General features: G+C 65.8%; 30 protein-coding genes. 18 read left to right on the top strand and 12 right to left on the bottom strand.

The genetic code is table 11. The annotated features are described in order from the left end of the window. The first annotated feature begins 171 nt into the window (after positions 1-171). The 11 genes from AC1RJ5_RS07530 (at position 172) to AC1RJ5_RS07480 (ending at position 10,159) form a co-directional block, all read left to right on the top strand. A complete protein-coding gene (locus AC1RJ5_RS07530; protein ID WP_493112569.1) occupies positions 172-774 on the top strand; it encodes a hypothetical protein in 603 nt (200 codons plus the stop codon). Positions 775-945: 171 nt separating this feature from the next. Further along, positions 946-1,368 (top strand): 50S ribosomal protein L17, encoded by a 423-nt coding sequence (rplQ, locus tag AC1RJ5_RS07525; RefSeq protein WP_184169824.1) that lies wholly within the window; start codon positions 946-948, stop codon positions 1,366-1,368. Between the two features lie 297 nt (positions 1,369-1,665). Further along, positions 1,666-3,804: a prolyl oligopeptidase family serine peptidase gene (locus AC1RJ5_RS07520; RefSeq protein WP_493112567.1), complete on the top strand. Its 2,139-nt coding sequence runs from the start codon at positions 1,666-1,668 to the stop codon at positions 3,802-3,804. A gap of 133 nt (positions 3,805-3,937) precedes the next feature. After that, the gene (locus AC1RJ5_RS07515; protein ID WP_493112565.1) at positions 3,938-4,708 is read left to right on the top strand and encodes a hypothetical protein; all 771 of its coding nucleotides are present in this window, start codon (positions 3,938-3,940) and stop codon (positions 4,706-4,708) included. A gap of 66 nt (positions 4,709-4,774) precedes the next feature. After that, positions 4,775-5,377 (top strand): hypothetical protein, encoded by a 603-nt coding sequence (locus tag AC1RJ5_RS07510; RefSeq protein WP_269574438.1) that lies wholly within the window; start codon positions 4,775-4,777, stop codon positions 5,375-5,377. A gap of 80 nt (positions 5,378-5,457) precedes the next feature. Next, a complete protein-coding gene (gene guaA / locus AC1RJ5_RS07505) occupies positions 5,458-7,014 on the top strand; it encodes a glutamine-hydrolyzing GMP synthase (protein WP_269574439.1) in 1,557 nt (518 codons plus the stop codon). Between the two features lie 65 nt (positions 7,015-7,079). Next, positions 7,080-8,243 (top strand): winged helix-turn-helix domain-containing protein, encoded by a 1,164-nt coding sequence (locus AC1RJ5_RS07500; RefSeq protein WP_493112562.1) that lies wholly within the window; start codon positions 7,080-7,082, stop codon positions 8,241-8,243. After that, positions 8,240-8,812, top strand: coding sequence for a DNA-3-methyladenine glycosylase I (locus AC1RJ5_RS07495; RefSeq protein ID WP_493112560.1), 573 nt, complete (start codon positions 8,240-8,242; stop codon positions 8,810-8,812). The genes AC1RJ5_RS07500 and AC1RJ5_RS07495 overlap by 4 nt, the downstream gene beginning before the upstream one ends. Positions 8,813-8,868: 56 nt before the next feature. Next, the gene (locus AC1RJ5_RS07490) at positions 8,869-9,501 is read left to right on the top strand and encodes a hypothetical protein (protein ID WP_493112558.1); all 633 of its coding nucleotides are present in this window, start codon (positions 8,869-8,871) and stop codon (positions 9,499-9,501) included. After that, positions 9,498-9,752 (top strand): CBU_0592 family membrane protein, encoded by a 255-nt coding sequence (locus tag AC1RJ5_RS07485; RefSeq protein WP_184169594.1) that lies wholly within the window; start codon positions 9,498-9,500, stop codon positions 9,750-9,752. Before AC1RJ5_RS07490 ends, AC1RJ5_RS07485 begins: the two co-directional genes overlap by 4 nt. Beyond that, on the top strand, positions 9,749-10,159 hold the full coding sequence (locus AC1RJ5_RS07480) for a GNAT family acetyltransferase (protein ID WP_493112556.1): 411 nt from the start codon (positions 9,749-9,751) through the stop codon (positions 10,157-10,159). Before AC1RJ5_RS07485 ends, AC1RJ5_RS07480 begins: the two co-directional genes overlap by 4 nt. A 204-nt stretch (positions 10,160-10,363) precedes the next feature. Here AC1RJ5_RS07480 and AC1RJ5_RS07475 read toward each other — a convergent pair whose 3' ends face one another. Next, positions 10,364-10,774 (bottom strand): DUF1801 domain-containing protein, encoded by a 411-nt coding sequence (locus AC1RJ5_RS07475; RefSeq protein WP_493112554.1) that lies wholly within the window; start codon positions 10,772-10,774, stop codon positions 10,364-10,366. A gap of 70 nt (positions 10,775-10,844) precedes the next feature. On the opposite strand from AC1RJ5_RS07475, the gene AC1RJ5_RS07470 reads away from it, so the two are divergent. Continuing rightward, positions 10,845-11,192, top strand: coding sequence for an ArsC family reductase (locus AC1RJ5_RS07470; protein WP_269574445.1), 348 nt, complete (start codon positions 10,845-10,847; stop codon positions 11,190-11,192). 56 nt (positions 11,193-11,248) lie between these two features. Here the strand turns inward: AC1RJ5_RS07470 and AC1RJ5_RS07465 are convergent, their stop codons facing one another. From AC1RJ5_RS07465 to AC1RJ5_RS07450, 4 genes are all read right to left on the bottom strand, one after another. Then, positions 11,249-11,695 carry a surface-adhesin E family protein gene (locus AC1RJ5_RS07465; RefSeq protein WP_493112552.1) on the bottom strand — a complete coding sequence of 149 codons (447 nt, stop codon included), beginning with the start codon at positions 11,693-11,695 and terminating at the stop codon, positions 11,249-11,251. Between the two features lie 88 nt (positions 11,696-11,783). Next, positions 11,784-11,996 (bottom strand): helix-turn-helix transcriptional regulator, encoded by a 213-nt coding sequence (locus tag AC1RJ5_RS07460; protein ID WP_342250094.1) that lies wholly within the window; start codon positions 11,994-11,996, stop codon positions 11,784-11,786. Beyond that, positions 11,989-12,408, bottom strand: a complete 420-nt coding sequence (locus AC1RJ5_RS07455; RefSeq protein WP_184169577.1) for a hypothetical protein — start codon at positions 12,406-12,408, stop codon at positions 11,989-11,991. Before AC1RJ5_RS07455 ends, AC1RJ5_RS07460 begins: the two co-directional genes overlap by 8 nt. A gap of 2 nt (positions 12,409-12,410) precedes the next feature. Next, entirely contained in the window at positions 12,411-12,827 is a 417-nt protein-coding gene (locus tag AC1RJ5_RS07450) for a hypothetical protein (protein WP_269574447.1), read from the bottom strand. Positions 12,828-12,951: 124 nt separating this feature from the next. Between AC1RJ5_RS07450 and panB the strand changes: the two genes are divergently transcribed. The 5 genes from panB (at position 12,952) to AC1RJ5_RS07425 (ending at position 17,919) form a co-directional block, all read left to right on the top strand. After that, the gene (gene panB, locus AC1RJ5_RS07445; RefSeq protein ID WP_493112549.1) at positions 12,952-13,809 is read left to right on the top strand and encodes a 3-methyl-2-oxobutanoate hydroxymethyltransferase; all 858 of its coding nucleotides are present in this window, start codon (positions 12,952-12,954) and stop codon (positions 13,807-13,809) included. A 76-nt stretch (positions 13,810-13,885) separates the two neighbouring features. Beyond that, entirely contained in the window at positions 13,886-14,596 is a 711-nt protein-coding gene (locus AC1RJ5_RS07440) for a tetratricopeptide repeat protein (RefSeq protein WP_269574449.1), read from the top strand. After that, on the top strand, positions 14,593-15,918 hold the full coding sequence (locus AC1RJ5_RS07435) for an outer membrane protein assembly factor BamB family protein (RefSeq protein WP_269574450.1): 1,326 nt from the start codon (positions 14,593-14,595) through the stop codon (positions 15,916-15,918). The genes AC1RJ5_RS07440 and AC1RJ5_RS07435 overlap by 4 nt, the downstream gene beginning before the upstream one ends. Before the next feature lie 109 nt (positions 15,919-16,027). Beyond that, the gene (gene der, locus AC1RJ5_RS07430) at positions 16,028-17,401 is read left to right on the top strand and encodes a ribosome biogenesis GTPase Der (RefSeq protein ID WP_342250096.1); all 1,374 of its coding nucleotides are present in this window, start codon (positions 16,028-16,030) and stop codon (positions 17,399-17,401) included. Positions 17,402-17,508: 107 nt separating this feature from the next. Beyond that, on the top strand, positions 17,509-17,919 hold the full coding sequence (locus AC1RJ5_RS07425) for an Hpt domain-containing protein (RefSeq protein WP_269574452.1): 411 nt from the start codon (positions 17,509-17,511) through the stop codon (positions 17,917-17,919). Between the two features lie 541 nt (positions 17,920-18,460). Here AC1RJ5_RS07425 and bfr read toward each other — a convergent pair. From bfr to purL, 7 genes are all read right to left on the bottom strand, one after another. After that, the gene (gene bfr / locus AC1RJ5_RS07420; protein WP_184169562.1) at positions 18,461-18,943 is read right to left on the bottom strand and encodes a bacterioferritin; all 483 of its coding nucleotides are present in this window, start codon (positions 18,941-18,943) and stop codon (positions 18,461-18,463) included. 109 nt (positions 18,944-19,052) lie between these two features. After that, positions 19,053-19,223 carry a (2Fe-2S)-binding protein gene (locus AC1RJ5_RS07415; RefSeq protein WP_184169560.1) on the bottom strand — a complete coding sequence of 57 codons (171 nt, stop codon included), beginning with the start codon at positions 19,221-19,223 and terminating at the stop codon, positions 19,053-19,055. A 56-nt stretch (positions 19,224-19,279) separates the two neighbouring features. After that, positions 19,280-20,527, bottom strand: coding sequence for a DUF418 domain-containing protein (locus AC1RJ5_RS07410; protein WP_269574453.1), 1,248 nt, complete (start codon positions 20,525-20,527; stop codon positions 19,280-19,282). Further along, positions 20,528-20,971 carry a hypothetical protein gene (locus AC1RJ5_RS07405; protein ID WP_342250097.1) on the bottom strand — a complete coding sequence of 148 codons (444 nt, stop codon included), beginning with the start codon at positions 20,969-20,971 and terminating at the stop codon, positions 20,528-20,530. It lies immediately after the preceding gene. Between the two features lie 32 nt (positions 20,972-21,003). Then, on the bottom strand, positions 21,004-21,675 hold the full coding sequence (locus AC1RJ5_RS07400) for a nitroreductase family protein (RefSeq protein WP_342250098.1): 672 nt from the start codon (positions 21,673-21,675) through the stop codon (positions 21,004-21,006). A 67-nt stretch (positions 21,676-21,742) separates the two neighbouring features. Beyond that, positions 21,743-22,150 (bottom strand): hypothetical protein, encoded by a 408-nt coding sequence (locus AC1RJ5_RS07395; RefSeq protein ID WP_269574456.1) that lies wholly within the window; start codon positions 22,148-22,150, stop codon positions 21,743-21,745. 38 nt (positions 22,151-22,188) lie between these two features. Then, positions 22,189-24,408, bottom strand: coding sequence for a phosphoribosylformylglycinamidine synthase subunit PurL (purL, locus tag AC1RJ5_RS07390; RefSeq protein WP_493112544.1), 2,220 nt, complete (start codon positions 24,406-24,408; stop codon positions 22,189-22,191). Positions 24,409-24,694: 286 nt separating this feature from the next. Between purL and AC1RJ5_RS07385 the strand changes: the two genes are divergently transcribed. Continuing rightward, positions 24,695-25,132, top strand: a complete 438-nt coding sequence (locus AC1RJ5_RS07385) for a PAS domain-containing protein (protein ID WP_493112542.1) — start codon at positions 24,695-24,697, stop codon at positions 25,130-25,132. The last annotated feature ends 65 nt before the right edge of the window (positions 25,133-25,197 follow it).

Below are 25,197 nucleotides of genomic sequence, written 5' to 3'. Positions count from 1 at the left end.
CCGCTACGTGCAAGGTCCGGCGCTACTCCCTGACGCTCCGCAGAAAGTGATGCGCCGAACGCTCATCCCGTTTCTGCTGGCGTGCAGCGGCTGCACGCAGGTCGGGCAGGGAACCCAGGCCGATCTGCGCAATTCGAGCACGCCTGGCGCTTGTGCTGCAAGGGGAGGGGAATGGCTACCGGATCGACAAGTCTGCAGGCCAAGGCGGCCTTGACGGGAGTGAAGTGGCTCGGGCCTGCGCTGGCGTTGGCGATGTCGTGTACCGCCACGATGCCGGTGCGTGCGCAAGAGGGCGAACCGCCGCCAGTGGTATCGAAGGAGGATGCAGAGCGCGCTCGCATCACGACAGCGCTCTATGCGGAGGATTTGCGGTATCGCCGGGCGCAGATCGACCAGGCGGTCAAGGAAGACCAGCACCGCATGTTTTCGTTCTACAAGCAGAGCGTGACCGATATCGTCATCGGCATCTTCGTGATGCTGACCGTCCTGAGCGGTATCTATATGAGTTATCTGCAATTCCGAAAGAGCGGGCCGACTGGAACCGGCAATGATGGGGGAGGTGCCTCCGAAGCTGGCGGAGTTTCCGGGGAGAATCCCGTCGCCCCGGCTGGAATGAGCAGGCTGAAATTCGGCTTCGACGGGGTCGAGATCAGCTCGTCGATCATTGGGCTGTTCGTTCTCGTCGCCTCTATGTTCTTCTTCTATCTCTACATTGACCGGGTATATGAGATTAAGGTGCTGGCACCGGTCGGAGCGGCGAAGTCGACGAGCTAGCGACGGCCTTTTGCGGGCGGAGTTTCGTCCCCGCCCTTGACTCTCGGCCCCGAATCCGCTTTGGGCGCCCCTTCGCGAAATTCGCACACGGGTTTTGGGCGGTGGCCCGATTAGCACCGCCTGGCTTGGGGTACCTGAAACGGCCCCCAGACGAACTGAAGGAAGAAGACAATGCGTCATCGCGTTGGCGGCCGTAAGCTGCAGCGTACCTCGGCCCATCGTGCGGCCCTGTTCCGCAACCAGAGCGCCGCTCTGATCAAGCACGAGCAGATCACCACCACCCTCGCCAAGGCGAAGGAACTGCGCCCCTACGTCGAAAAGCTGATCACCCTCGCCAAGAAGGGTGGCCTGTCGAACCGTCGTCTGGCGCATGCCCGCCTGCTCGACGATGCGCAGCTGGTGAAGCTGTTCGACGTCCTGGCGTCGCGCTATGCCGACCGCAACGGCGGCTACACCCGCATCATCAAGACCGGCCCGCGCGCTTCGGACGCGTCGCCGATGGCGATCATCGAGTTCGTCGATCGCGACGTCTCGGCCAAGGGCCAGGACTCGGGCCCGGTGCTCGTCGACGACGACTTCGACGCCGTCGCCTGATCGGCCTCGATATCGAGATAGGGAAGGGCGGTCGCACCAAGTGCGGCCGCCCTTTTCGTTTCAGCCCCACAAGTTTTCCTGCACTCCTTCCGCAGGCGTTCCGATCCCCATATCCGGGGAATGAACAGGAACCATTCCCAATCCAACATGAGCGCCTGGCTTTCGGCCGGCATGGCGCTCGCGCCGGTGCTGGGCGCGCTGATCTGGGCCGTTTCGGAGACGTCGGTGGTCGGTTTCGCTTGAGCGATCGCGGCGGGGCGTTAGCCTAGGACGCATTCCCCCCAATCGGAGGTTCCCTTGCGCCGCGCTCTCATCCTGCCGTTGCTCCTTGCCACCCCCGCATTCGCCCAGACTCAGCCGGAGACCAAAGTGACCAAGCTTGCCTATCCCGAAACCCGCCGCGTCGATGTGGTGGAGGAACAGTTCGGGGTGAAGGTCGCCGATCCGTATCGCTGGCTCGAGAATGACGTGCGCAACGACAAGGAAGTCGCCGCATGGGTCGATGCCGAGAACAAGGTGACGGGTGCCTATCTCGCCACGCTGCCCGGGCGCGACTGGTTCAAGGCGCGGATCAAGCAGCTGTTCGACTATGAGCGGTTCGGCGCGCCGCAGAAGAAGGGCGGCCGCTATTTCTACATGCACAATAGCGGCCTGCAGAACCAGGCGGTGCTGTTCGTGCGCGATACGCTGGATGGCCAGGGCCGCGTGCTGATCGATCCCAATGGCTGGTCGAAGGATGGCGCCACGGCACTTTCCGAATGGGCGCCTTCGGACGATGGCAAGTATCTGCTCTACGCCGTGCAGGACGGCGGCACCGACTGGCGCTTCGCCAAGGTGCTCGATGTCGCCACCGGCAAGGAACTGCCTGACACCGTCCATGGCATGAAGTTCACGCTGAGCGCCTCCTGGGCGAAGGACGGCAGCGGCTTCTATTATTCGCGCTATCCGGATGTGGCCGCCGATGCCAAGTTTCAGGCGCTGAACGAGAACCACAAGGTCTATTTCCACAAGCTCGGCACGGCCGAGAGCGAGGACAGGCTGGTCTACGAGACGCCGGACCATCCCAAGTGGAGCCACTATGCCCAGGTAACCGATGACGGCCGCTGGATGGTGGTCACCACCAGCGAGGGCACCGATGATCGGTACCGGATCTCGCTGATCGACCTGAAGGATCCGGCGATGAAGCCGCGGGTGCTGATCCCCGCGCTGGAGAACAGCTGGGGTCTGGCCGGCAATATCGGCAGCAAGTTCTACTGGGTTACCAACAAGGGCGCTCCGAAGCACAAGATCGTGACGATGGACGTGGCTTCCGCCGACCTCGCCACCACCGATCTGGTCCCCGAGGACAAGGCGACGCTGGAAGGCGCCGCGATCGTCGGTGGCAAGCTGGTCACCAGCTATCTGGTCGACGCCAAGACCGAAGTGCGCCGTTTCACTCTGGACGGCGAGGCGCTGGGCGCGGTCAAGCTGCCGGGCGTCGGCACCGCATCGGGCTTTGGCGGCGAGCCGGACGATCCCGAGACTTTCTACGCCTTCACGAGCTTCAACGAGCCCACCACTATTTACCGCTACGACATGGCGACCGGCGCCAGCACGCCCTGGGCCCAGCCCAAGCTGCTGTTCAAGCCGGAGGACTATAGGGTCGAGCAGCGCTTCTTCGCGTCGAAGGACGGCACCAAGGTGCCGATGTTCATCGTCCGCAAGAAGACCACCACCGGCCCGGCGCCTACCCTGCTCTGGGGTTATGGCGGCTTCAACGTCTCGTACACGCCCAGCTTCTCCGCCTCGCGGATCGCCTGGATGGAGCAGGGCGGCGTGTTCGTCCTCGCCAACATCCGTGGCGGCGGCGAGTATGGCAAGGCGTGGCATGACGGCGGGCGCCTGGCGAACAAGCAGAACGTGTTCGACGATTTCATCGGCGCGGGCGAGTATCTCATCAAGGAAGGCATCACCGGCAAGAACCAGCTGGCGATCCAGGGCGGCTCGAACGGTGGGCTTCTGGTGGGCGCGGTGGTCAACCAGCGCCCCGACCTGTTCGCCGCGGCACTGCCGGCGGTGGGCGTGATGGACATGCTGCGCTTCGACCGGTTCACGGCCGGGCGCTACTGGGTCGATGATTATGGCTATCCGTCGAAGGAAGCCGATTTCAAGACGCTCTATGCCTATTCGCCGTACCACAATGTTAAGTCGGGTGTAGCCTATCCGGCGATCCTGGCGACCACGGCGGATACCGACGACCGCGTCGTGCCGGGGCACACGTTCAAGTACACGGCCGCGATCCAGCATGCGGATATCGGTGACAAGCCGCATCTCGTGCGCATCGAGACGCGCGCCGGCCACGGCGCCGGCAAGCCGACCGACAAGATCATCGAGGAAGCTTCCGACCTCTATGCCTTCACGGCCAAGTGGACCGGGCTGGAGATCAAGAGCAAGTAACCGGCACGCGGCGCCCTCCTGACTTTGGGATGGCGCCGCGTTCGCATCCAATTCGGCGCGAATGCCGAACATTCGATATCGCCCGATGGGCACGGCTCCTATGTCTGGGCAGAGCCGGTGTTCGGGAGGGGTGATGCGTATTCGGGCCTATGCGATGTTGGTGCTGGCAGCGCTGATGTTACCGGTGCCGGCAAGTGCCCAGCAGACTATCTCCAAGGCAAAAGTCCGGCAGCAGGATCCCTCGATCACCGACGCGCAGTTGCGGGACCAGCTATGGGGCCTCTTCCGCAAGGCCGATCGCCGCAGCCCGACGCAGCCAACCCAGCCGCTCACGGGCGAGCGCCTCGTCACCACACCCTATCCCGCCGGTGCGTTCGGCACTTCCGGCCTCTGTCGTATGGATGTGGTGGTGATGAAGCTGGCGCCGACGCAGGGCCTGCTGCGCGATGCCGATGCGGTCACGCCAATGCGTGCCTATGGCCTGGAGAGCAGCAAGCGGTTCCTGGTGCTCTCCTTGCTGCCGGAAGAGCGGGGGGACGTGTTCGACGACAAATGGAACGGCCCCTGCGCGAGGCTTGGGCAGGACGATCCGCGCTTCTTCCGCGCGGTGAGCGAGGAGGCGGCACGCGAAGGCCATGCCCTGCTCCGGCGTGCGGCAGCCGAAGCGCAGGCCGGGAAGCTCCCCCGCTGCGATACTGCCACCGGCTCCTGCGTCGAAGCATTGTCGGCATTCGTCGCGCGCCCGCTCGAAAGCATGTGGAATTGCGCGACGGAGGAAGGGGCGACCTGCTACAGGTTCGTCGGCAAGGACGATGTCGAAGCCAGGATCTGGCAAGTCTCGGGTGGCTCGCTGCATGTTGAAATCACCAGGTTGGTCGTGTTGCGCCACCCGCGTCCTGATTGATGTCATTCAGCCACCTGACAGATTGGTGGATTTAGATTTCGTTCCACAAAAGCAACGGAGGCGGCGATGGGTGTTCTGAAGCTCGGAGGCGGCGCGATCGCCGTGGTTGCGATCGTCGGCATGGCGATGCCCGCCCAGGCCCAGCGCTGGCGCCCCGAGCGCAAGCATCACGAGGACAAGTTCGATGTCGGCGACGCGATCGTCGGCGGGCTCGTGGTCGGCGGCCTGCTCGCGCTCGTCTCCAGCGGCAAGAAGAAGCCGCGCCCGGTCGAGGCGCTCGAGGACGCGCCTCCCCCCGAGGATCGCGTGCCGATCGATACCGGCCCCGTCGCCGACAGCCGCTATGGCGAGGCACCCCAGCCGGGCAGCGGTCCCATCGCCGAGATGCCGGCACCCGATTCGGCGCGCTTCGACGGGCTGTACGACGAAGACGCCGCGGCGGATCGCTGCGCGATGGAAGCCGAGAGCCTTGGCGAGCGCTATGCCCGGCTCGCCCGCGTCTCGAACGTCACCAGCACGGTGTGGAACGGCAAGAGCTGGGTGATCAAGGGTCAGGTCGAGCTCGCCGCCAGCTACCGCGACACCACGAAGCAGAGCCACGGCTTCCGCTGCGCGCTGCGCCGGGGCAGCGATCCGATCGTGACGATCGAGGGGCTGCAGTCGCTCTGAAGCGGAACGGGGGAGGGCGCGAAGAATAATCTCGCGCCCGGCCTTCCCCCCGGCGCTGCTTCTGGCTAAGCGCGCTGGGCATGGACCAGCATGCAGATTCCATCCTCATCGTCGATTTCGGCAGCCAGGTAACCCAGCTGATCGCGCGCCGCGTGCGCGAGGCGGGGGTCTATAGCGAGATCGCTCCCTTCACCACCGCCGGAGAGGCGTTCGCCCGGATGAAGCCCAAGGGCATCATCCTCTCGGGATCGCCGGCCTCGGTGCTCGAAGACGGCAGCCCGCGCGTGCCGCAGGAGATCTTCGACTCCGGCCTGCCGGTGCTCGGTATCTGCTACGGCCAGCAGGTGATGATGCACCAGCTCGGCGGCACGGTGCAGCTGGGCGACAGCGGCGAGTTCGGCCGTGCCTTCATCGACATCGACGATGGCTGCGTGCTGTTCGACGGCATGTGGCACGAAGGCGAGACCCACCAGGTGTGGATGAGCCATGGCGACAAGGTGACCAACCTCGCCCCCGGCTTCCGCCCGGTCGCCCACAGCTCGGGCGCGCCCTTCGCGGTGATCGCCGATGACGACCGTCGCTACTATGCGATGCAGTTCCACCCCGAAGTGGTCCACACGCCCGACGGCGCCAAGCTGCTCGCCAACTTCGTCCGCCATGTCTGCGGCCTGACCGGCGACTGGACGATGGCCGAGTTCCGCCAGACCAAGATCAACGAGATCCGCGCCCAGGTCGGCAGCGGCAAGGTGATCTGCGGCCTGTCGGGCGGTGTCGACAGCGCGGTTGCCGCGGTGCTGATCCACGAGGCGATCGGCGACCAGCTGACCTGCGTGTTCGTCGATCACGGCCTGATGCGCTCGGGCGAGGCCGAGCAGGTCGTCAGCCTGTTCCGCAACAGCTACAATATCCCGCTCGTCCATGTGGATGCCGAGGCGCTGTTCCTGAACGGCCTGGCCGGGGTCACCGATCCCGAGGCCAAGCGCAAGTTCATCGGCAAGACCTTCATCGACGTGTTCGAGGAAGAGGCGAAGAAGATCGGCGGCGCCGATTTCCTTGCCCAGGGCACGCTCTATCCAGACGTGATCGAGAGCGTCAGCTTCACCGGCGGCCCGTCGGTGACGATCAAGAGCCACCACAATGTCGGCGGCCTGCCCGAGCGGATGAACATGAAGCTCGTCGAGCCGCTGCGCGAGCTGTTCAAGGACGAAGTCCGTGCGCTCGGCCGCGAGCTGGGCCTGCCCCAGGCGTTCGTCGGCCGTCACCCCTTTCCGGGGCCGGGCCTCGCCATCCGCATCCCGGGCGAAGTCACCAAGGAGCGCTGCGACATCCTGCGCAAGGCCGACGCGATCTATCTCGAGGAGATCCGCAACGCCGGTCTCTACGACACGATCTGGCAGGCCTTCGCGGTGCTGACGCCGGTCCGGTCGGTCGGCGTGATGGGCGATGGCCGCACCTATGATTCGGTGCTGGCGCTGCGTGCGGTCACTTCGATCGACGGCATGACCGCCGAGGCCTTCGAGTTCCCTGCCGGCTTCCTGCCCCGCGTCTCGACCCGCATCGTCAACGAAGTGCGCGGCGTGAACCGGGTGACCTACGACTATACGTCGAAGCCGCCCGGCACGATTGAATGGGAATAAAAACCCGCTAAGGTACTCGTTATGTTCCGCGAGTGCCTGGAGGGGGAATAGTGACGAGCCTATCGTTGAAGCAGGCGCGTCGCATCTTCCTCGCGGCCCAGGGTTTCGGCGCGCGCCATCCGGAAACGGTGGGCGCGCCGCACCTCCGCCGCACGGTCGAGCGGCTGGGGCTCCACCAGATCGACAGCGTCAACGTGCTGGCGCGGATGCATTATCTGCCCGCCTTCTCCCGGCTCGGCAGCTATGATCGCATGCTGCTCGAGCGCGATGCCTGGGGCCCGAAGCGCAGCCGCCGGCTGTTCGAATATTGGGCGCACGAAGCCTCGCTGCTGCCGATCGACCTTCACCCCCATTTCCGCTGGCGCATGGCCCGGGCCGAGCGCGGCGAGATCGGCTGGCGTCATCTCCGCCTGTTCGCGCAGGAGCGCAATCATGAGGCGAAGGCGGTGCTCGACCGCATCGCCGCGGAAGGGCCGCTGGCCGCTTCCGATTTCGAGAATGGCAGCAGCAAGAGCGGCTGGTGGGAGTGGAGCGAAGCCAAGCTCGCGCTCGAATGGCTGTTCTGGTCCGGCCAGATCACCACGGCGACGCGGCGCGGCAGTTTCGAGCGCGTCTATGACCTGAGCGAGCGGGTGATCCCCCGCGCCGTCTTCGATCTGCCTACGCCCGATGCCGCCACCGCCCAGCGCGCGCTGATCGAGCGCAGCGCCCGCGCGCTCGGCGTCGCCACCGCGACCGATCTGCGCGACTATTTCCGCTTGAAGCCCGAGGAAGCGAACCACGCCATCCCAGAGCTGGAGGAGGAAGGCGTGCTGGTCCCGGTGGCGGTGCAGGGCTGGAGCCAGAAGGCCTGGCTCCACCGCGATGCGAAACTGCCCCGCCGGGTGCGCGGCGATGCGCTGCTCGCGCCCTTCGATCCGCTGATCTGGGAACGAAGCCGTACCGAAAGGCTGTTCGGCTTCCGCTACCGGATCGAGATCTACGTCCCTGCCGACAAGCGCACGCACGGCTATTTCGTGCTGCCCTTCCTGCAGGACGAGGCGTTGACCGCGCGCGTCGACCTCAAGGCCGATCGTCAGGCCGGGCGGCTGCTCGCCCATCGGATCACGCTGGAGCCGGACGCGCCGCCCGACACGCTTGAGCGGCTGGCGGTCGAGCTGGCGCGCATGGCCGGCTGGCTCGGGCTCGGCGAGGTGCGAATCGGCGAGACAATCAGGGGAAGCCAATGACCGACGAACCGCAGCGCTGCGCCTGGGCGGCCGGCGATCCGCTCAATCGCATTTATCACGATGCCGAATGGGGCGTGCCCGTCCGCGATTCCCGCGAGCTGTGGGAAACGCTGATGCTGGAAGGTTTCCAGGCCGGGCTCGCCTGGATCGTCATCCTGCGCAAGCGCGAGGCGTTCCGCGAAGCCTTTGCCGGCTTCGATCCGGTGAAGGTCGCCGCCTTCGGGCCCGGGGATGTCGAGCGGCTGATGGCCAATCCCGGCATCGTCCGCGCCCGCGCCAAGATCGAGGCGACGATCAAGGGCGCGCGGATCTGGTGCGAGATGCGCGATCGCGGCGAGGATTTCGCCGCGTTCTGCTGGGCGTTCGTGGACGGCAAGCCGATCCAGCGCCCCGGCCACGGCTTCGTCGCGACCACGCCATTGTCCGAAGAGATCTCGAAGGAATTGAAGCGCCGCGGCTTCAAGTTCGTCGGCCCGACGATCGTCTATGCCTGGATGCAGGCAGTCGGGCTGGTCAACGATCATCAACTCGGCTGTTTTCGCCGCGAACCCGTCGCCGCGCTTGCCTGAAATCATTGCGGGCGACCGGCGATAATGGGACAATGGCGCTGTATCGGGATGGGGGAATGACGATGACGATCAAGCTGCTGCCGGCCGCGCTCACCGCGCTGGGGCTGCTCGCCGCCTGCTCGCCCGAGGCGGAGAAGCCCGTCACCAACAACGCCGCGGCGAACGAGGCCGAGATCATCGTCCCCTCCGCGCCGCCCGAGGTGAATATCGCCAATGCCAGCGAGGAAGCGGCAGGGGTGGGCGTCAATCTCGCGCCGGACGAACTGACCCTGGTCCTGCCCAATGGCTCTTCGCGCCATGTCGGATTCGGCATGGCCAAGGCGGAAGCGGTGAAGATGATCAGCGCCGCGCTGGGCAGCCCGATCGAGGAAGCCGTCAACCAGGATTGCGGCGCCGGCGCGCTGGGCTATGCCGCCTTCCGCAACGGCCTGTCGCTCTATTTCGACGACGGCAAGTTCGCCGGCTGGGATCTGGACGGGCGCGAGAACGGCAAGTTCACCACCGGCAATGGCGTCGGCATCGGCACTACCCGCAAGGAGCTGGAAGCGTCCGGCAGCGCAGTCGATGTCGGCGAGACCTCGATCGGCAATGAATTCATGATGGGCGGGCTTTCCGGCCTGCTCAGCACGCCCGCGCCCGATGGCAAGGTCACCAATCTCTGGGCCGGCACGACCTGCATCGCGCGATGACTGTCGAGCGGGTGCTGATCGAGGTCGTCGGCTGGACCGGCGCCGGACTGATCCTCGTGGCCTATCTGCTGCTCTCCTCGGGCAAGGTGACCGGCCAGTCGCGCCTCTATCAATGGATGAACGTCGCCGGCGCGGCCTGCTTCATCGTCAACAGCGGATGGAACGGCGCGATTCCCTCGGCCGCGCTCAACGTGGTGTGGCTGCTGATCGGCGGCGTGACGTTGTGGCGCATCGCCCGGAAGCCGGCATGACCCGCGAAGCTCTGATCGCGGATGCCGATGCGGTGATCGCGCTGTGGCATGCCTGCGGGCTCACCCGGCCCTGGAACGATCCCGCGCAGGATTTTGCCCGGGCGCTGGCAGGCGAGACCTCGATCGTGCTGCTCGCGGAAGGCGAGGGCGGGGTTATCGGCAGCGTGATGATCGGCGACGATGGCCATCGCGGCTGGGTCTATTATCTCGCCGTGGCGGAAAGCGCCCGCCGCACCGGTCTCGGCCGGCAGCTGATGTCGGCGGCGGAAGACTGGCTGCGTGCCCGCGGCTGCCCCAAGATCCAGCTGATGGTGCGCGACACCAATGCCGAGGCGCTGGACTTCTACGCCGCGCTGGGGCTGGAGCCGCAGGGCGTGGTCACGCTGGGGCGGTTCCTGAAGGACTAGGAAAACCTACCCTTCGTCATTCCCACACTTACCTCCGTCCTCGCACCTACCTCCGTCCTCGCACCTACCTCTGTCCTCGCGCCTACCTCTGTCATCCCCGCGAAGGCGGGGATCCATTCTGGCTGACCGGCGTGAGTCTCATTCTCTTCAGCGACAATGGATCCCCGCCTTCGCGGGGATGACGGGGAGAGCACAGGCTACATCCTACAGCCTCTCCCCCGGCAAAGCGCTCGCCTGCCGGAACCATGCCGCCAGCAGCGCCTCGTCGATCGCATCCTCCTCGCGGATGTCGAGATACCGCACATCCTTCTGCTTCGACGGCCCCGGCGGCACCGGATCGAGCGAGGTCCCGCGGAAGAAGGTCAGCTTCACATAGCGGTCGAAGCAATGGAACGACAGGAACCAGCCTTCCTGGTCCGCCGCGCCATAGAAGGGCGAGTTCCACTTCACGGCCTTGCGCACGCCGGGCAGGGTGGTCGTCACCAAGGCATCGACCGTGCGTCCGATCCGCTGCTTCCAGCCCGGCATCGCGGCGAGATAGGCCTGCACCGGCGCATCGCCCTCGCCCTTGGGGATCTGCGGGTTGCCGCCCGCCAGCAGCTTTACGTCGCGCATGCCGCACCTCCGCTTGTGCTCCCTGGTCCAGGCAATATGGGGATATCAGACCCGATCAGGAAAGCGCGCAATGACCATCACCATGTACGGCATCAAGAATTGCGACACGATCAAGAAGGCGCGGACCTGGCTCGACGAGCATGGCATCCCGTTCGCCTTTCACGACTACAAGACGCAGGGCGTGGATGCCGCGCGGCTGGCGCGCTGGAGCGGGATGGTCGGCTGGGAAGTGCTGCTCAACCGGGCCGGCACCACCTTCCGCAAGCTGCCCGATGCCGATCGCGAGGGAATCGATGCCGGCAAGGCGGCGGCGCTGATGCTGGCCCAGCCTTCGATGATCAAGCGGCCGGTGCTCGAATATCCGGGCGGTGTGCTGGTCGGCTTCAAGCCGGAGATCTACGCCAGGACGCTGCTGTAAGGGCAGGCGCACACGGTAAACGGCTTTCCCGGCTTTCGCCGGGGAACAGCTGACGCTCAAAAGCCCTTGCGGAACTTCTCGAGCACCCAGATTTCCGGATTGGCGACCACCGGCGAGAAATAGTCGCCGCGGCCGCACACCGTGTTGAGCATGGTCAGCAGCACGGTGCCCGGCTTGGCGAGCGTCGGGTCGCTGGGGCCGGCCTCGGTGTCCAGATAGGTGCCGCGCACATAGAAGCTGCTGTCGCGCATGAACGAGGTCATCGCCGAGCAGTCGGCCTGGCGGGTGAGCATCGAGCGGTCGAAGTCGCGCGTCGGGCTGGTCGTCTCGTAGATGGTCTGCTGCTTGAACGTCACGACGTTGCCATTGCGGCGCACCGAATCGACGTCGACGAAATAGGCCATTTGCGGCGCCTGGTTCGAATAGGCGGCGAGGCGCCAGGACTGGGCCGAGGCCGCATGCGGTGTAATGAGCGCGGCAAGCGCGAGCAGTGCGAGACGCATCCTGATTCCCCCCAATCTGGTGGCAACCACGCTAGCGTGGTTGCCGATCCGTGCAAGTGCCGGCTCTGCCAAAATGGGTAGCTGAAGCCTATTCCTCCCAGCTGAATACTTCCTCCAGCGGCTTGCCGAATACCTGGGCGATGCGGAATGCTGCCTCGAGCGTCGGCGAATATTTGCCCTGTTCGATCGCCGCCACGGTCTGGCGGGTAAGGCCGATCCTGTCGCCCAGCTCGGCCTGGGTCATCTCGCCGGCGAGGAAGCGCAGCGTGCGGACCTGGTTGATGACGCGTCCCTTAGCCATGCCAGCCCCTCCGATAGCTCATGAGGACCAGGACCAGGCTCACCGCCTGCGCGATGACGAGCGCGAGCAGGGTGGTGTTGACGATCTTGGGCGCCGGTTCGGTGAAGGGCATCACCACGCCGACCAGGATCGTGCCGGCCATCAGCACATAGAAGCCGGCCGAGGCGCCGCGCCGGGCGATCGCCTTGTCGCGCTCGTCGGCGCGGCGCGCGGTCGGCTCGGTCTGGATGGCGAGGACGATGCTGCCGATGATCACCGCCACTGCCTGCAGCCCGGCGATGATGCCGAAGGCCCAGAGGATGTCGAACAGCGTGGGCTGTGTGTCCCGGAGCGCCATCATCGGGAAGTAGATGCCGTACGCCACGATCATGCAGATCAGCGTCAGCCAGGCGGTCTTTTCGCGATAGGCCATGCTCAATATCCCCGGCGATAGCCGGCGATCTGCGCGGCATAGTGGACGATCTCGGCGATCACGATCGCGCCCATGATCCCATAGGCCATGCCGATCTTGCTGACGCCGAAGTGCATGCTCGCCGCGACGCACAGGACCAGGGTCAGCAGCACCGGATAGGCGAAGGCATAGGAGCGCCGGGCGATGTCGCGGTCGCGCTCGTCGCTGCCCGCGCTGGCGTCGCGGGGGGCAAGCGCGGCGGTGACGATGCTCGCCACCACCACCAGGATCGTCTGGACGATCACCGCGCCGACAAAGCCCGTGACATAGACCATGCCGTGCATCTGCCAGCCGGTCGCCAGTCCGAAGCCGAAATAGCCGCCCCACACCAGGATCGTGGTGACCACCGAGATCCAGGCGATCTTTTCCTTGAATGGCATTCTTCACCTCAAGTTCGAATCACATGACCTTATGTTAGAAATATATAACATTGAGTCAAGCGCGGCGAACTTGCATGCCGCTCGGTGCTGGCGGGCGCGGTTCGGAGCGGCTAGAGAGCTCGGCATGTCGCACGTCACGATGGACACGGCCACGAGCCGCGCTAACCCGACCCCGGCGCCGATGAAGCGCCTGACCGTTCCCGCCATCCGCGATCGCAAGGGCAAGGACCCGATCGTGATGCTGACCGCCTACACCACGCGGATGGCGCAGCTGCTCGATCCGCATTGCGACGTGCTGCTGGTCGGGGACAGCCTGGCCCAGGTGATCTACGGCCTGCCGTCGACGCTGCCGGTCACGCTCGACATGATGATCGCGCACGGTGCCGCGGTGGTGCGCGGCAGCTGGCATTCGCTGGTGATCGTCGACATGCCGTTCGGCAGCTATGAGGGCAGCCCCGAACAGGCCTTCGCCTCGGCCTCGCGCGTCCTCGCCGAAACCGGCGCCGCCGGCGTCAAGCTCGAAGGTGGCGAGACGCTTGCCCCCACGGTCGAGTTCCTGACGAAGCGCGGCATTCCAGTGGTCGGCCATGTCGGCCTCACGCCCCAGGCGGTCAACGCGCTCGGCGGCTATGGCGCGCGCGGCCGCAGCAATGCCGAGCACGCCCAGATCATCGACGATGCCCGCGCCATCGCCGTCGCCGGCGCCTTCGGCATCGTCGTCGAGGGCGTGGTCGAGACGCTGGCGAAGGAGATCACCGCCGCTGTCTCCTGCCCGGTGATCGGCATCGGCGCCTCGGCCGAATGCGACGGCCAGGTCCTCGTCATCGACGACATGCTCGGCATGTTCGAGCGCACCGCCCGTTTCGTGAAGAAATATGACGATCTGGCTGGCCGTATTTCCGCCGCGGTTGAAACCTATGCCGCCGATGTTCGGTCGCGGTCCTTTCCGGGACCCGATCAGGTCTATGCGCCGCGGGATTGACGGGCTACCGAGCGCTATCGATTCCCGCACGGCGCGGCTATAGGTCCGCGCCCGCAAGAGACGCATGAGGTAGATTTTGGCGCTTCCCCCCTCCGGCACGACAGACGAAGCCTTCCTGCGCGAAGTCGACGAGGAATATCGCCGCTCGCAGGTGCTTGGCATCTGGCAGAAATATGGGCGGCTGATCATCGGCGGCATCGTCATCGCCTTCGCGGCGCTCGGCGGCTTCCTGTTCTGGCAGCACCAGAGCGATTCCGCGGCTGGCCAGAAGGGCGAGCAATATGACGCGGCGCTCCGCCAGATCGAGCAGAACCAGGGCGACAAGGCAGCGCCCGAGCTCGCCAAGCTGGCCGCCAGCGGCACCAACGGCTTCGCCGCCATGTCGGCGATCGTCGAGGGCAACCTCCTCGTCCAGAAGAAGGACCTGAAGGGCGCCGCCGCCAAGTTCGCGACCGTCGCCAGCAACAGCGGCTTCGCCAAGCCCTATCGCGACTATGCGCTGCTCCGCCAGACCACGGTCGAGTATGACACGCTGAAGCCGGACGTGGTGGTCTCGCGCCTCCAGGCGCTCGCCAAGCCGGATTCGGCCTGGTTCGGCAGCGCCGGCGAGATGGTGGCGGCCGCACAGATCAAGCTGGGCAAGCGGGCCGAGGCCGGCCAGCTGCTCCAGCAGATTGCCCAGGGGGGCGAGAACGTGCCGGATACGACGCGGCAACGCGCGGTTCAGCTGGCGAGCGTATTGGGGATCGACGTCCTCGATCAGTCGAAGGAAAAGCAGGCTAAATGAACAATAAGCTGAGGGTGGCTGGGGCCCTTGCGGCACTCGCGCTGGTTAGCGGCTGCGGGGTCTTCAAGGGATCGGGCGGCAAGAAGACGCCCGTGCTCGGCGAGCGCGTTCCCATCCTGATGTCCGAGAACGACATCACCAGCGACAAGTCGCTGGCCAATGTCGACGTGCTCGTGCCCGAAGCGGCCGTGAACGAGGACTGGACGCAGCCGGGCGGCAACGCCGCCAAGTCGATGGGCCATCTCGCGCTTTCGGCCTCGCCGTCGCGCGTCTGGAGCAAGCAGGTCGCCAAGACCTCGAAGCGCGAGCGCCTCGCCGCGTCGCCGGTGATCGCGGGCGGCAAGCTGTTCGTGATGGACACCGACGGTGTCGTCCATGCGATGTCCGCCGACAGCGGCAACGAGCTGTGGACCGCCGCGACCGTGAAGGCCGAGGGCAACAAGACCGCGCGCTTCGGCGGCGGCGTCAGCGTCGCGGGCGAGCATGTCTTCGCCACCAACGGCCTGGGCGATGTCGTGTCGCTCAACGTCGCCGACGGCACCGAGGTGTGGCGCAAGCGCCCGGGCGGCCCGCTGCGCGGCGCGCCGACGCTGGCCAACGACAATCTCTATGTCGTCACCCAGGACAACCAGCTCTTCGCGATGAAGCAGGAGAATGGTGACGTCAGCTGGACCGCATCGGCCAGCCTCGAGACCCAGGGCGTGTTCGGCGTCGCTGCCCCGGCTTCGGCCCAGGGCACGCTGGTCGCGGGCTTCTCCTCGGGTGAGCTCAACGCCTATCGCTACGAGAATGGCCGCCAGCTGTGGAGCGACGTGCTGTCGCGCAGCAGCATGACCACCTCGGTCTCGTCGCTGTCGGACATCGATGCCGAGCCGGTGATCGATCAGGGCCGCGTCTACGCCGTGGGCCAGGGCGGCCGCATGGTCGCGATGGACATCGCCACCGGCAACCGCATGTGGGAACAGAACATCGCCGGCATCTCCACCCCCTGGGTGGCGGGCGAGTGGCTGTTCGTGGTCACCGACGATGCGCGCCTGCTCTGCCTGTCGCGCACCAGCGGCAAGGTCCGCTGGATCTCGCAGCTCAAGCTCTACAAGAACGCCAAGAAGCCGAAGAACCCCTATAGCTGGGTCGGCCCGGTCCTCGCCGGCGGAAAGCTGATCCTGGGCAACACCCGCGGCGAGCTGGTGTTCGTCTCGCCCGCCGATGGCAGCATCAGCTCGACGATCGATCTCAAGGATCCGATCTCGCTGCAGCCGGTGGTGGTGAACAACACCCTCTACGTTCTGGACGAGAAGGGCCGCCTCACCGCGTTCCGCTGATATCTGTCCCGGCCATGGCAGGCGGGCGGGGTCGCAAGACCTCGCCCGTTGCTTTTTGGGCCAAGCTGCTTCTTTCTGATCGAACCACGCCGACAAGAGTTTCAACGCCATGCCATTGCCCACCGTCGCCATTATCGGCCGGCCGAATGTCGGCAAATCGACGCTGTTCAACCGGCTCGTCGGCAAGCGGCTCGCGCTGGTCGACGATCAGCCGGGCGTGACCCGCGATCGCCGCGAGGGCGAGGCGAACCTGCTCGGGCTCGAGTTCCGCATCTTCGATACCGCCGGCTATGAGGACGAGGACGCGGCGACGCTGCCCGGCCGCATGCGCCAGCAGACCGAGGCAGCGGTGCAGGACGCCGATGTCGCGCTGTTTCTGGTCGATGCCCGCGCCGGTGTGACACCGCTCGACGAGGAGATCGCCCGCTGGCTGCGCTCGACCGACCGGCCGATCATCCTCGTCGCCAACAAGGCCGAGGGCCGCGCAGGCGAAACCGGCGTGATCGAGGCGATGGCGCTCGGCTTCGGCGAGCCCGTCCAGCTCTCCGCCGAGCATGGCGAAGGCCTGGCCGACCTGTTCGAGGCGCTGTTGCCGCACGTCGAGCGGGAGGGCGAGGAGGAAGTCGAGGAGGAAGATCCCGACAACCCCAACGCCCCGCTCAAGCTGGCGATCGTCGGCCGTCCGAACGCCGGCAAGTCGACTCTGGTCAACCGTCTGCTCGGCGAGGACCGGATGATCACCGGGCCGGAGGCGGGGATCACCCGTGATTCGATCTCGGTCGATTGGGAATGGGAGGATTTCGACGGCAATATGCGCCGGGTCCGCCTGATCGACACCGCCGGCATGCGCAAGAAGGCGAAGGTCGAGGAGAAGCTGGAGAAGCTCTCCGTGATGGACACGCTGCGCGCGATCGACTTCGCCGAAGTCGTGGTGCTGCTGCTCGATGCGACGCGCGGGCTGGAAGTCCAGGACCTCAAGATCGCCGATCGTGTGCTCCAGGAAGGGCGCGCGCTGATCATCGTGCTTAACAAGTGGGATGTGGCCGAAGATGCCTCCAGCCTGTTCAACGGCGTGAAGAAGGCGCTCGACGAAGGTCTCGCCCAGGTGAAGGGTGTGCCGCTGCTCACCGTGTCCGCGGTGACCGGCAAGGGCCTCGACACGATGATCGACGTCGCCTTCAAGACGCGTGAATCCTGGTCGCGCCGCGTCTCGACCGGTCAGCTCAATCGCTGGTTCGAGCGCGCGATCGAAGCGAACCCGCCGCCCGCGCCCGGCGGCAAGCGGATCAAGCCGCGCTACGTCACGCAGAACAAGACGCGCCCGCCGACGTTCGTGCTGTTCGGCACGCGGGTCGATCTGCTGCCGATGAGCTACCAGCGCTATCTGATCAACGGCTTGCGCAAGGAGTTTGATTTCGGGGCGGTGCCGGTGCGGCTCAATCTGCGTGCGCCGAAGAACCCGTTCGATCGCGATAAGGGTTGAGAATCCAGACGCTTCCGTAACGACCCTTAGCCTAAATCAACCCTGTGTTTACGAACCGGCTTTAATCTCCTCCCGTGCTCTGGGGTGCGGAGTAGGGGAATGAAGCGATGACCGGCAGCGAGCAGCTGGTGAACTGGGACAGTTTTTCGCAGGCGCGGACCGAGCTCGGCGCCAATTTCGTGCGGATTCTCGGCTATTTCCGCGAAGACGGCGTGAAGTCGGTCGCGCGGATCGAGGAAGCCATGCGCGCGAACAATGCCGCGTCGATGGTGATTCCCGCGCACACGCTCAAGGGCGAGGCGCGCCAGTTCGGCGCCGATCCGCTGGCCGATCTGGCCGAGACGATCGAGATGGCCGCGCGCTCCTGCGTCGAGCGCCAGGATACGCCCACCAATGTCCTCGAACATGTCGTGGCGCTGCGCCCGCTCTTCGAAGCCACGCTCGCGCTGCTTGAGCGCGAATCCAATCCGCTGGTGGAACGCCGCCCGGTCTTCGGCCGCCGCTCGCTCGCGGGCTGAGGCTGCCCGTTCGCGTTATCCCGCCGGCCGCCGGGATTTCGTGAGGCTTCTTCGCGCGGCAGCTTCCTTCCGGTTCCCCGGCCAAGGCCGGGGCCCAGTCTCGGGCACTGGCGAGGGCGCCTGAACCCACCCACCGACATCGCCGCGCTACTGTCGTCATCCCCGCGAGGGCCGGATCGCAGTGCTTCTTGGTGCTGGCACCACCATCCTCCCCCGGAGGGGGAGGGGGACCGCCAGCGAAGCTGGTGGTGGAGGGGTAGCGTGCCACGCGCGACATCGCTCGCGGATTACCCCGCCACCAGCCTGGGGCTGATTTCCGTGCCCACGGGCGCGGGCTGGGAATCCACATTCCGCTCCCCCGGGGCAGGCGCTCCGCACCCAACCCGCCTTGCAATGTAGGATTTCGCCTGCTTCGCTCGCCCCAGCCGGATCGCCGGCCGCTCCTTGACGCCGTTGAGCAACAACCGTGTCCGGTGCCGGATACGAAAAAGCCGGACCCTTGGGAAAGGGCCCGGCTCCGAATGCCTGATGCCGATGCGGCTCAGCTGCCTTCGACAGGCTTGCTGTTGAGCTGGATATAGTTCTCCAGGCCCATGCGGGCGATCATGTCGAACTGCTTCTCCAGCGTGTCGACATGCTCTTCCTCGCTGTCGAGGATATAGGCGAACAGGTCGCGCGAGACATAGTCGCGCACGCTCTCGCAATGCTGGATCGCGTCGCGCAGCAGCGGGATGGCTTCCATCTCGATCGCCAGGTCGGCCTTGAGGATCTCTTCCACCGTCTCGCCGATGCGCAGCCGGCCGAGCAGCTGGAAATTGGGCAGGCCGTCAAGGAACAGGATGCGCTCGGCCAGCTTGTCGGCGTGCTTCATCTCGTCGATCGATTCGTGGCGCTCCAGCTCGGCGAGCTTGGTCACGCCCCAATTGTCGAGCAGGCGATAGTGCAGCCAATACTGGTTGATCGCGGTGAGCTCGTTCTTGAGCGCCTCGTTGAGATAGTCGAGGACCTTGGGGTCGCCCTTCATTGCTGCCACCTGTTTTCTGATTGAATTTCGGGCAGCAGAATAGGCGCGGACGGCCGCGTTTAACAGTCAAAAAATGGCGGATTTCTGCGGTTTTTGGCTGTTGCGACTGTTACGCAGCAGCACGTTCCTCGGCGATGATCTCACGTGCGAATGGCACGCATTGTCCGCACTTGGCCTGGCAGCCGAGCGCCCGATAGGCCTGGCATGCGCTGGTTGCGCCGCCACGCGCGGCTTCGCGCACTTCCCGTTCCCGCAGAGCATTGCAAACGCAAACGACCATCGAACCCTCGCAACTCGCTGCGGGTGATCTAGGGCTATTGACACTGATTCGCAAGACTATTGCGAGGCAGTCGCATTATTACGTAGGCTGGTGTTGCGGAGCGGCTGCAGCTCCCAGCGCGCAAGGCTGCGCCACAGCCATTCGAACGGGCCGAATCGGAAGGCGTGGAGCCAGAGACTGGACCAGGTCAGGATCGCTGCCCAGATCCCGAAAACTACGGGGTAGAGCTGCCAGCGGCTCAGATGGCCGTACCAGCCCAGGCCATAGCCGTAGAAGAGCGTGGTGCAGATCAGGCTGGTAACGAGATAGTTGGTGAAGGCCATGCGCCCCGCCGCCGCCAGCCGGGCGGTCAGCCGGCCGCCGGGGCGGGCGAGGAGCAGGATCAGGCAGATCCAGCCGGCGATCATCGGCGGGCGGGCCAGCGCGGTCAGCGGCATCATCGCGGCGACCACGCGGATGTCGAAGGCCGATGCCCATTGCCACCAGGCCAGCAGCGCATAGGCGGGCAGCGCGATGCTCCAGCAGGCGACGAGCCAGCGGCGATAGCGTGCCGGGGCCCATTCGCCGCGCAGCATGCCGCTGCGCAGCGCCGCCATGCCGAAGAGCATATAGGCGAGGGTCTCGGGCCCGAAGAAGATCAGCTGCCCGGTCAGCGCGCCGCTGTCATGCTGCAGCCGGTCGAGCAGGATCGGGCCGTAGCCGCCCCGGTGCAGCGCCAGTTCCCGCGCGATATCGGCCGCGTTCGGCACCCCGAACATGAGACTATAGTCATGGAGCGCCTGAGGGTTCGAATCCCTCCCCATCGCCGCGACGATACCCAAAGGGATCGTCGCAAACAGCACCGCCCCTGCCAGGCCCAGCAGGATGCCAAGGATGATCAGCCGCGAAACCGGCATGTCCCGCATCGCAAAGGCGATCATGCCCACCAGCGCATAATGGGCCAGGATGTCCCCGTGCCAGACGAGGAACAGATGGGCGATGCCGAAGACCAGCAGCCAGGCCATGCGCCGGTAATGGACCTCGGCAGGGCTTAGCCCGCCGGCTTCGGCTCGCTCGATCACCAGCAGGGTCGATGCGCCGAACAGGAACGAGAACAGCCCGCGCATCTTCCCGTCGAACAGGATGAAGTTGACCGCCCAGGTGGCAAGGTCGGCGCTGTGCCAGCCGCCATAGGCGCGCGGGTTGAAATAGGCGGCCTCGGGCATCGCGAAGGACAGGATGTTGAGCAGCAATATGCCCAGCACCGCCACACCGCGGACCGTATCCAGCGAGGCAAGCCGGGCGCTGCCGGCGGGGCGGTTCATTCAGCGCCGCGCCGCGATCAGCGCGATGGGCAAGCCGACCAGCACGATATGGCAGAAGAGTTGGGTAGCGACGCTCTGCAGGTCGAGATGCGGGAAGACAGTGGGCCAGCGCAGCGGCAGCACGACCAGGTTCATCACCGCCCAGGTGGCTATGCCATAAAGGATGCCGGCCAGCAGGCGCTGCGCCTTGAGCACGGGCAGCCGATCAGCAGCAAGGATATAGACGGCGGCCATCACCGCCATGATCGCGAAATGAACAAGCAGGCCCAGCGCAGCCCCGCCAAGGCCCCAATGGACCGCATCTGGGAACGGTCCACTGGCAACGCCGCGCAGCATCTTGTCGGGCGTGCGCCCGGCCTGGATCGCGAGCAACGCCGCCGCGGCGATGTCGAGCGTGCCGGCGACCAGCGTCGCGACCAGAATGCGCTGTCCAGCCCTTGCCATGCCTCGTCCCCTGCCGCGTTCTGCGCAGGACGCTACAGCCAGGAGCTGATCTCCTCCAGCGGCTTCTTGCTGATCACATTGGCAGGCATGGTGGCGCCCGGCGCGGGATGGCCGACGACGATCAGCATTACCGGGCGCTCATTGTCCGGCCGGCGGCAGACGAGGTTGAGAAAGCGCATCGGGTGCGGCGTGTGGACCAGGGTGGCGATGCCCGCGGCATGGAGCGTTGCGAGCAGCAGACCGGCGGCGATGCAGACGCTCTCGACGACATAATAGTTGCGGAGGCGCTCTTCTTCTTCGGTGGCATGGCGCTGGGCGAAGATCGCGATCAGCCACGGCGCGACCTCGAGATAGGGCTTGTCGGCGCCGGTGCCGAGCGGGCGGACCGCGTTGATCCAGTTGGCCGGCGCACGTCCCGAATAGAAATGCCGCTCTTCCTCCTCTACCGCGACGCGGATCGCCGCCTTGGCCTCGGGAGCCTCGATGGCGCAGAAATGCCAGGGCTGGCGGTTGGCGCCGCTGGGGGCGGAACCGGCGGCCCGGAGCGCTGCCTCGATCACTTCGCGGGGCACGGGCGAATCGCTGAAGGCGCGGCAGCTGCGGCGTGTGGCCATTTCCGCGAGGAAGGCCCGGGCTCGCTCGATCCGCGATTCGTCGCTCAGTTCCGGATAGGGCTGCCAGGGCAGCGCTTCATGCTCGGTCATAGGAATCCCTGACCGCAGCATGTCACCGGTGCCCTCCGGCGGGCACTAAGGATTCTTCCCTAGGTCCTCAGCGATTTTCCTTGCGGATCATCAGTTTGAGGCCGGACCAGACGGGATCGACCGCGCACACCTTCACATCGACCAGTCCCTTGGGCAGCGCGACCTCGCGGATCACGTCCTCGGTGATGTCGGTTTCCACCTTCGCGGCCTTTTTGGGCCAGGATACCCAGATGAAGCCGTTGCGCTCGATCAGCGCCAGCAGCGCGTCCAGTTCCCGCTCCAGCTTCGCCCGTTCGGTGACGAAGAGGTGCGCGGCCTGCAGCCCGGTGCAGGCGACTTCATATTCCTCGATCCCCAGCGCTTCGGGATCGATCTCGTCGCGGACGCTGTCGGGCATGCCGCAGAACCAGCTGCGCATGCCCGGCTTCAACCCCAGCTTCTGGGCGAGCGGCGTGCCGGAATAGCCTTCGGTCATCGAACGACCTCCTTCCATTGCCGGCCCGGCGCGTCACCTCATGCCAGGGCGGCGTCTTCCCCCATCAGTTCTGGGAAGAAAGCTTCGTGCGCCGCCTTGAGATCGGTCAAGCTCACGCAGAAATCGCCTTCTTCCAGCTCGAAGATGATCCGGTCCTTGATCGTGCGACCGATCGGGTCGGCCGCAAGACCGGCCTTGTCGGCGGCGACCAGGAAGTCGGCGAGCGATTCGTCGCGCACCGTGACCACATACAGGCCCTGGTCCTCGCCGAAGAACGAGCCCGCAATCCCGAACGGCTGGGGCTGGTCGATGATCGCGCCGATGCCCGAGGCCATCGCCATTTCGGCGAGCGCCACGGCGAGGCCGCCATCGGCGACGTCATGGCAGGCGGTGATGCAGCCGGTGTTGATCGCCGAACGGATGAAGGCGCCGGTGCGGCGCTCCATCATCAGGTCGACCGCCGGGGCGGGGCCTTCCTCGCGGCCATGCAGCTCGCGCAGCCAGATCGACTGGCCGAGATGGCCCGAGCGCTCGCCCACGGCGAGGATGATGTCGCCGGTGCCCTTGAACGCGATCGTCGCGCTCTTGCTGTAGTCCTTGAGCAGGCCGATCGCGCCGATCGCCGGGGTCGGCAGGATCGCCGAGCCGCCGCCGGTGGCCTTGGACTCGTTGTAGAGCGAGACGTTGCCCGAGACGATCGGGAAGTCGAGCGCGATGCAGGCTTCCGACATGCCCTCGAGGCAGCCGACGATCTGGCCCATGATCTCCAGGCGCTGCGGATTGGCGAAGTTGAGGCAGTTGGTCACGGCGAGCGGCGTCGCGCCGACTGCCGAGAGGTTGCGCCATGCCTCCGCAATGGCCTGCTTGCCGCCTTCGACCGGGTCGGCGAAGCAATAGCGCGGCGTGCAGTCGGTGGTGATCGCCAGGCCCTTGCCCGAGCCATGGACGCGGACCACTGCGGCATCGCCGCCCGGGCGCTGCGTGGTGTCGGCGCCGACCATGTGGTCATATTGTTCCCAGATCCAGCGACGCGAGGCGAGGTCGGGGGTGCCGACCAGCTTGAGCAGGTCCGCGGCCGGATCCACGCTCTCCGGCACGTTCGCCAGCTCGGCCGGCTTCGGCGTCGGCACATGCGGACGGTCATAGAGCGGCGCTTCGTCGGCGAGCGGAGCGAGCGGAATGTCGGCGACGGTGTCGCCCTTCCACTTGAGCACCATGCGGCCGGTATCGGTGACGTGGCCGATGACGGCGAAATCGAGCTCCCACTTGCGGAAGATCGCTTCGGCAAAGGCTTCGCGGCCGGGCTTGAGCACCATGAGCATGCGCTCCTGGCTCTCCGACAGCATCATCTCGTACGGCGTCATGCCGGTTTCGCGCTGGGGGACATCGTCCATGATCAGCTCGATGCCGACCCCGCCCTTGCTGGCCATCTCGACCGACGAGGAGGTGAGGCCGGCGGCACCCATGTCCTGGATCGCGACGATGGCGTCCGATGACATCAGTTCGAGGCATGCTTCGATCAGCAGCTTCTCGGTGAAGGGATCGCCGACCTGGACGGTGGGGCGCTTCTCCTCGCTGTCCTCGCCGAAATCGGCCGAGGCCATGGTCGCGCCGTGGATGCCGTCGCGGCCGGTCTTCGAGCCGACATAGACGATGGGGTTACCCACGCCGCTCGCGGCCGAATAGAAGATCTTGTCGGTATCGGCGATGCCGACCGTCATCGCATTGACGAGGATGTTGCCGTCATACGCCTTGTGGAAATTGACCTCGCCGCCGACGGTGGGGACGCCCACGCAATTGCCATAGCCGCCGATGCCATGGACCACGCCGGCGATGAGGTGCTTCATCTTGGGGTGATCCGGCCGGCCGAAGCGCAGCGCGTTCATGTTGGCGATCGGGCGCGCGCCCATGGTGAAGACGTCGCGCAGGATGCCGCCCACCCCGGTCGCCGCGCCCTGATAGGGCTCGATGTAGGACGGGTGGTTGTGGCTCTCCATCTTGAAGATCGCCGCCTGGCCATCGCCGATATCGACCACGCCGGCATTCTCGCCCGGGCCGCAGATGACCTGGGGGCCGGTGGTCGGCAGCTTCTTGAGGTGGATGCGGCTAGACTTGTAGCTGCAATGCTCGGACCACATCACCGAGAAGATGCCCAGCTCGGTAAGGTTGGGCTCGCGGCCCATTGCCTTGAGCACGCGCTCATATTCTTCGGGAGTGAAGCCGTGTTCGGCGACGGTTTCGGGGGTGATCTGGCTCATGGGCGCAGCCCATAGCGAGGGTGTTCGCCCGCGTCACCCCCGAGCGGGGCGGAAGCAGAAATGTTGAATCTCTTGAATCCCCAACGCGGGTGCGCGGCGCCGGAAAACATCGGCACCGGATTGGCGGGCAGCGTAGCGGGGGAGGAGAGGCGGATCGGCATCGCCGGGCAGCCAAGCAGATGGAATCCTACATTAAAAGACCGATTCGTCGCTGTTCGATGGGACTGGACATTAACCACTACAGGCGTAGCAAAGGGACATAGGGAGCAGGATCTCGGGTGGTAGCTTGTCGCGTCACTGGATAGATCGGGTAGCGGAGCCGGCATCGGGCCGCGTGCCGATGGGCTGGGCGAACGGGCTGCATGTCGTGCCCGACGAAGCGCCCGGCGTGCTCGCCCCGATGCCTGCCGCCTGGGAATGCGACCTTTCCGACGATTCGCTGCGCTGGACGCCCGGGGTGTTCGAGATATTCGGGCTGCCACCGGACGTGCCGCTGCGTCGTGAAGACGCGGTGGCGATGTACAGCGCCGAATCGCAGGCGGAGCTCAAGCGACTACGCGATGACGCGATCGCGACCTGCGGGAGCTTCACCTTCGAGGCCGAAATCCGGCGCCCGAATGGAGAGGCGCGCTGGATGCGGATTACCGCCGACGTCGAGGTCCGCGATGGTCGGGCGGCGTATCTGTACGGGCTCAAGCAGGACATCACCCATTTGAAGCAGTGAAGTTGGGCTAACGCGCATCTCTTTCGTCGTCCTCCCCGCGAAGGCGGGAAGGACGGTTACCGGGG

This window comes from Sphingomonas sp. GW822-FHT03G08 (assembly GCF_058801135.1).
Note: the sequence above shows the minus strand (reverse complement) of the source record. Positions and strands in the feature narration are given on the sequence as shown.

Bases quoted from the DNA above. Each gene is read 5' to 3' on its own strand.
- AC1RJ5_RS07530 (WP_493112569.1), top strand. From the start codon at position 172: ATGGCTACCGGATCGACAAGTCTGCAGGCCAAGGCGGCCTTGACGGGA.
- rplQ (WP_184169824.1), top strand. From the start codon at position 946: ATGCGTCATCGCGTTGGCGGCCGTAAGCTGCAGCGTACCTCGGCCCAT.
- AC1RJ5_RS07515 (WP_493112565.1), top strand. From the start codon at position 3,938: ATGCGTATTCGGGCCTATGCGATGTTGGTGCTGGCAGCGCTGATGTTA.
- AC1RJ5_RS07510 (WP_269574438.1), top strand. From the start codon at position 4,775: ATGGGTGTTCTGAAGCTCGGAGGCGGCGCGATCGCCGTGGTTGCGATC.
- guaA (WP_269574439.1), top strand. From the start codon at position 5,458: ATGGACCAGCATGCAGATTCCATCCTCATCGTCGATTTCGGCAGCCAG.
- AC1RJ5_RS07495 (WP_493112560.1), top strand. From the start codon at position 8,240: ATGACCGACGAACCGCAGCGCTGCGCCTGGGCGGCCGGCGATCCGCTC.
- AC1RJ5_RS07490 (WP_493112558.1), top strand. From the start codon at position 8,869: ATGACGATGACGATCAAGCTGCTGCCGGCCGCGCTCACCGCGCTGGGG.
- AC1RJ5_RS07485 (WP_184169594.1), top strand. From the start codon at position 9,498: ATGACTGTCGAGCGGGTGCTGATCGAGGTCGTCGGCTGGACCGGCGCC.
- AC1RJ5_RS07480 (WP_493112556.1), top strand. From the start codon at position 9,749: ATGACCCGCGAAGCTCTGATCGCGGATGCCGATGCGGTGATCGCGCTG.
- AC1RJ5_RS07475 (WP_493112554.1), bottom strand. From the start codon at position 10,774: ATGCGCGACGTAAAGCTGCTGGCGGGCGGCAACCCGCAGATCCCCAAG.
- AC1RJ5_RS07470 (WP_269574445.1), top strand. From the start codon at position 10,845: ATGACCATCACCATGTACGGCATCAAGAATTGCGACACGATCAAGAAG.
- AC1RJ5_RS07465 (WP_493112552.1), bottom strand. From the start codon at position 11,695: ATGCGTCTCGCACTGCTCGCGCTTGCCGCGCTCATTACACCGCATGCG.
- AC1RJ5_RS07460 (WP_342250094.1), bottom strand. From the start codon at position 11,996: ATGGCTAAGGGACGCGTCATCAACCAGGTCCGCACGCTGCGCTTCCTC.
- AC1RJ5_RS07455 (WP_184169577.1), bottom strand. From the start codon at position 12,408: ATGGCCTATCGCGAAAAGACCGCCTGGCTGACGCTGATCTGCATGATC.
- AC1RJ5_RS07450 (WP_269574447.1), bottom strand. From the start codon at position 12,827: ATGCCATTCAAGGAAAAGATCGCCTGGATCTCGGTGGTCACCACGATC.
- panB (WP_493112549.1), top strand. From the start codon at position 12,952: ATGTCGCACGTCACGATGGACACGGCCACGAGCCGCGCTAACCCGACC.
- AC1RJ5_RS07435 (WP_269574450.1), top strand. From the start codon at position 14,593: ATGAACAATAAGCTGAGGGTGGCTGGGGCCCTTGCGGCACTCGCGCTG.
- der (WP_342250096.1), top strand. From the start codon at position 16,028: ATGCCATTGCCCACCGTCGCCATTATCGGCCGGCCGAATGTCGGCAAA.
- AC1RJ5_RS07425 (WP_269574452.1), top strand. From the start codon at position 17,509: ATGACCGGCAGCGAGCAGCTGGTGAACTGGGACAGTTTTTCGCAGGCG.
- bfr (WP_184169562.1), bottom strand. From the start codon at position 18,943: ATGAAGGGCGACCCCAAGGTCCTCGACTATCTCAACGAGGCGCTCAAG.
- AC1RJ5_RS07415 (WP_184169560.1), bottom strand. From the start codon at position 19,223: ATGGTCGTTTGCGTTTGCAATGCTCTGCGGGAACGGGAAGTGCGCGAA.
- AC1RJ5_RS07410 (WP_269574453.1), bottom strand. From the start codon at position 20,527: ATGAACCGCCCCGCCGGCAGCGCCCGGCTTGCCTCGCTGGATACGGTC.
- AC1RJ5_RS07405 (WP_342250097.1), bottom strand. From the start codon at position 20,971: ATGGCAAGGGCTGGACAGCGCATTCTGGTCGCGACGCTGGTCGCCGGC.
- AC1RJ5_RS07400 (WP_342250098.1), bottom strand. From the start codon at position 21,675: ATGACCGAGCATGAAGCGCTGCCCTGGCAGCCCTATCCGGAACTGAGC.
- AC1RJ5_RS07395 (WP_269574456.1), bottom strand. From the start codon at position 22,150: ATGACCGAAGGCTATTCCGGCACGCCGCTCGCCCAGAAGCTGGGGTTG.
- purL (WP_493112544.1), bottom strand. From the start codon at position 24,408: ATGAGCCAGATCACCCCCGAAACCGTCGCCGAACACGGCTTCACTCCC.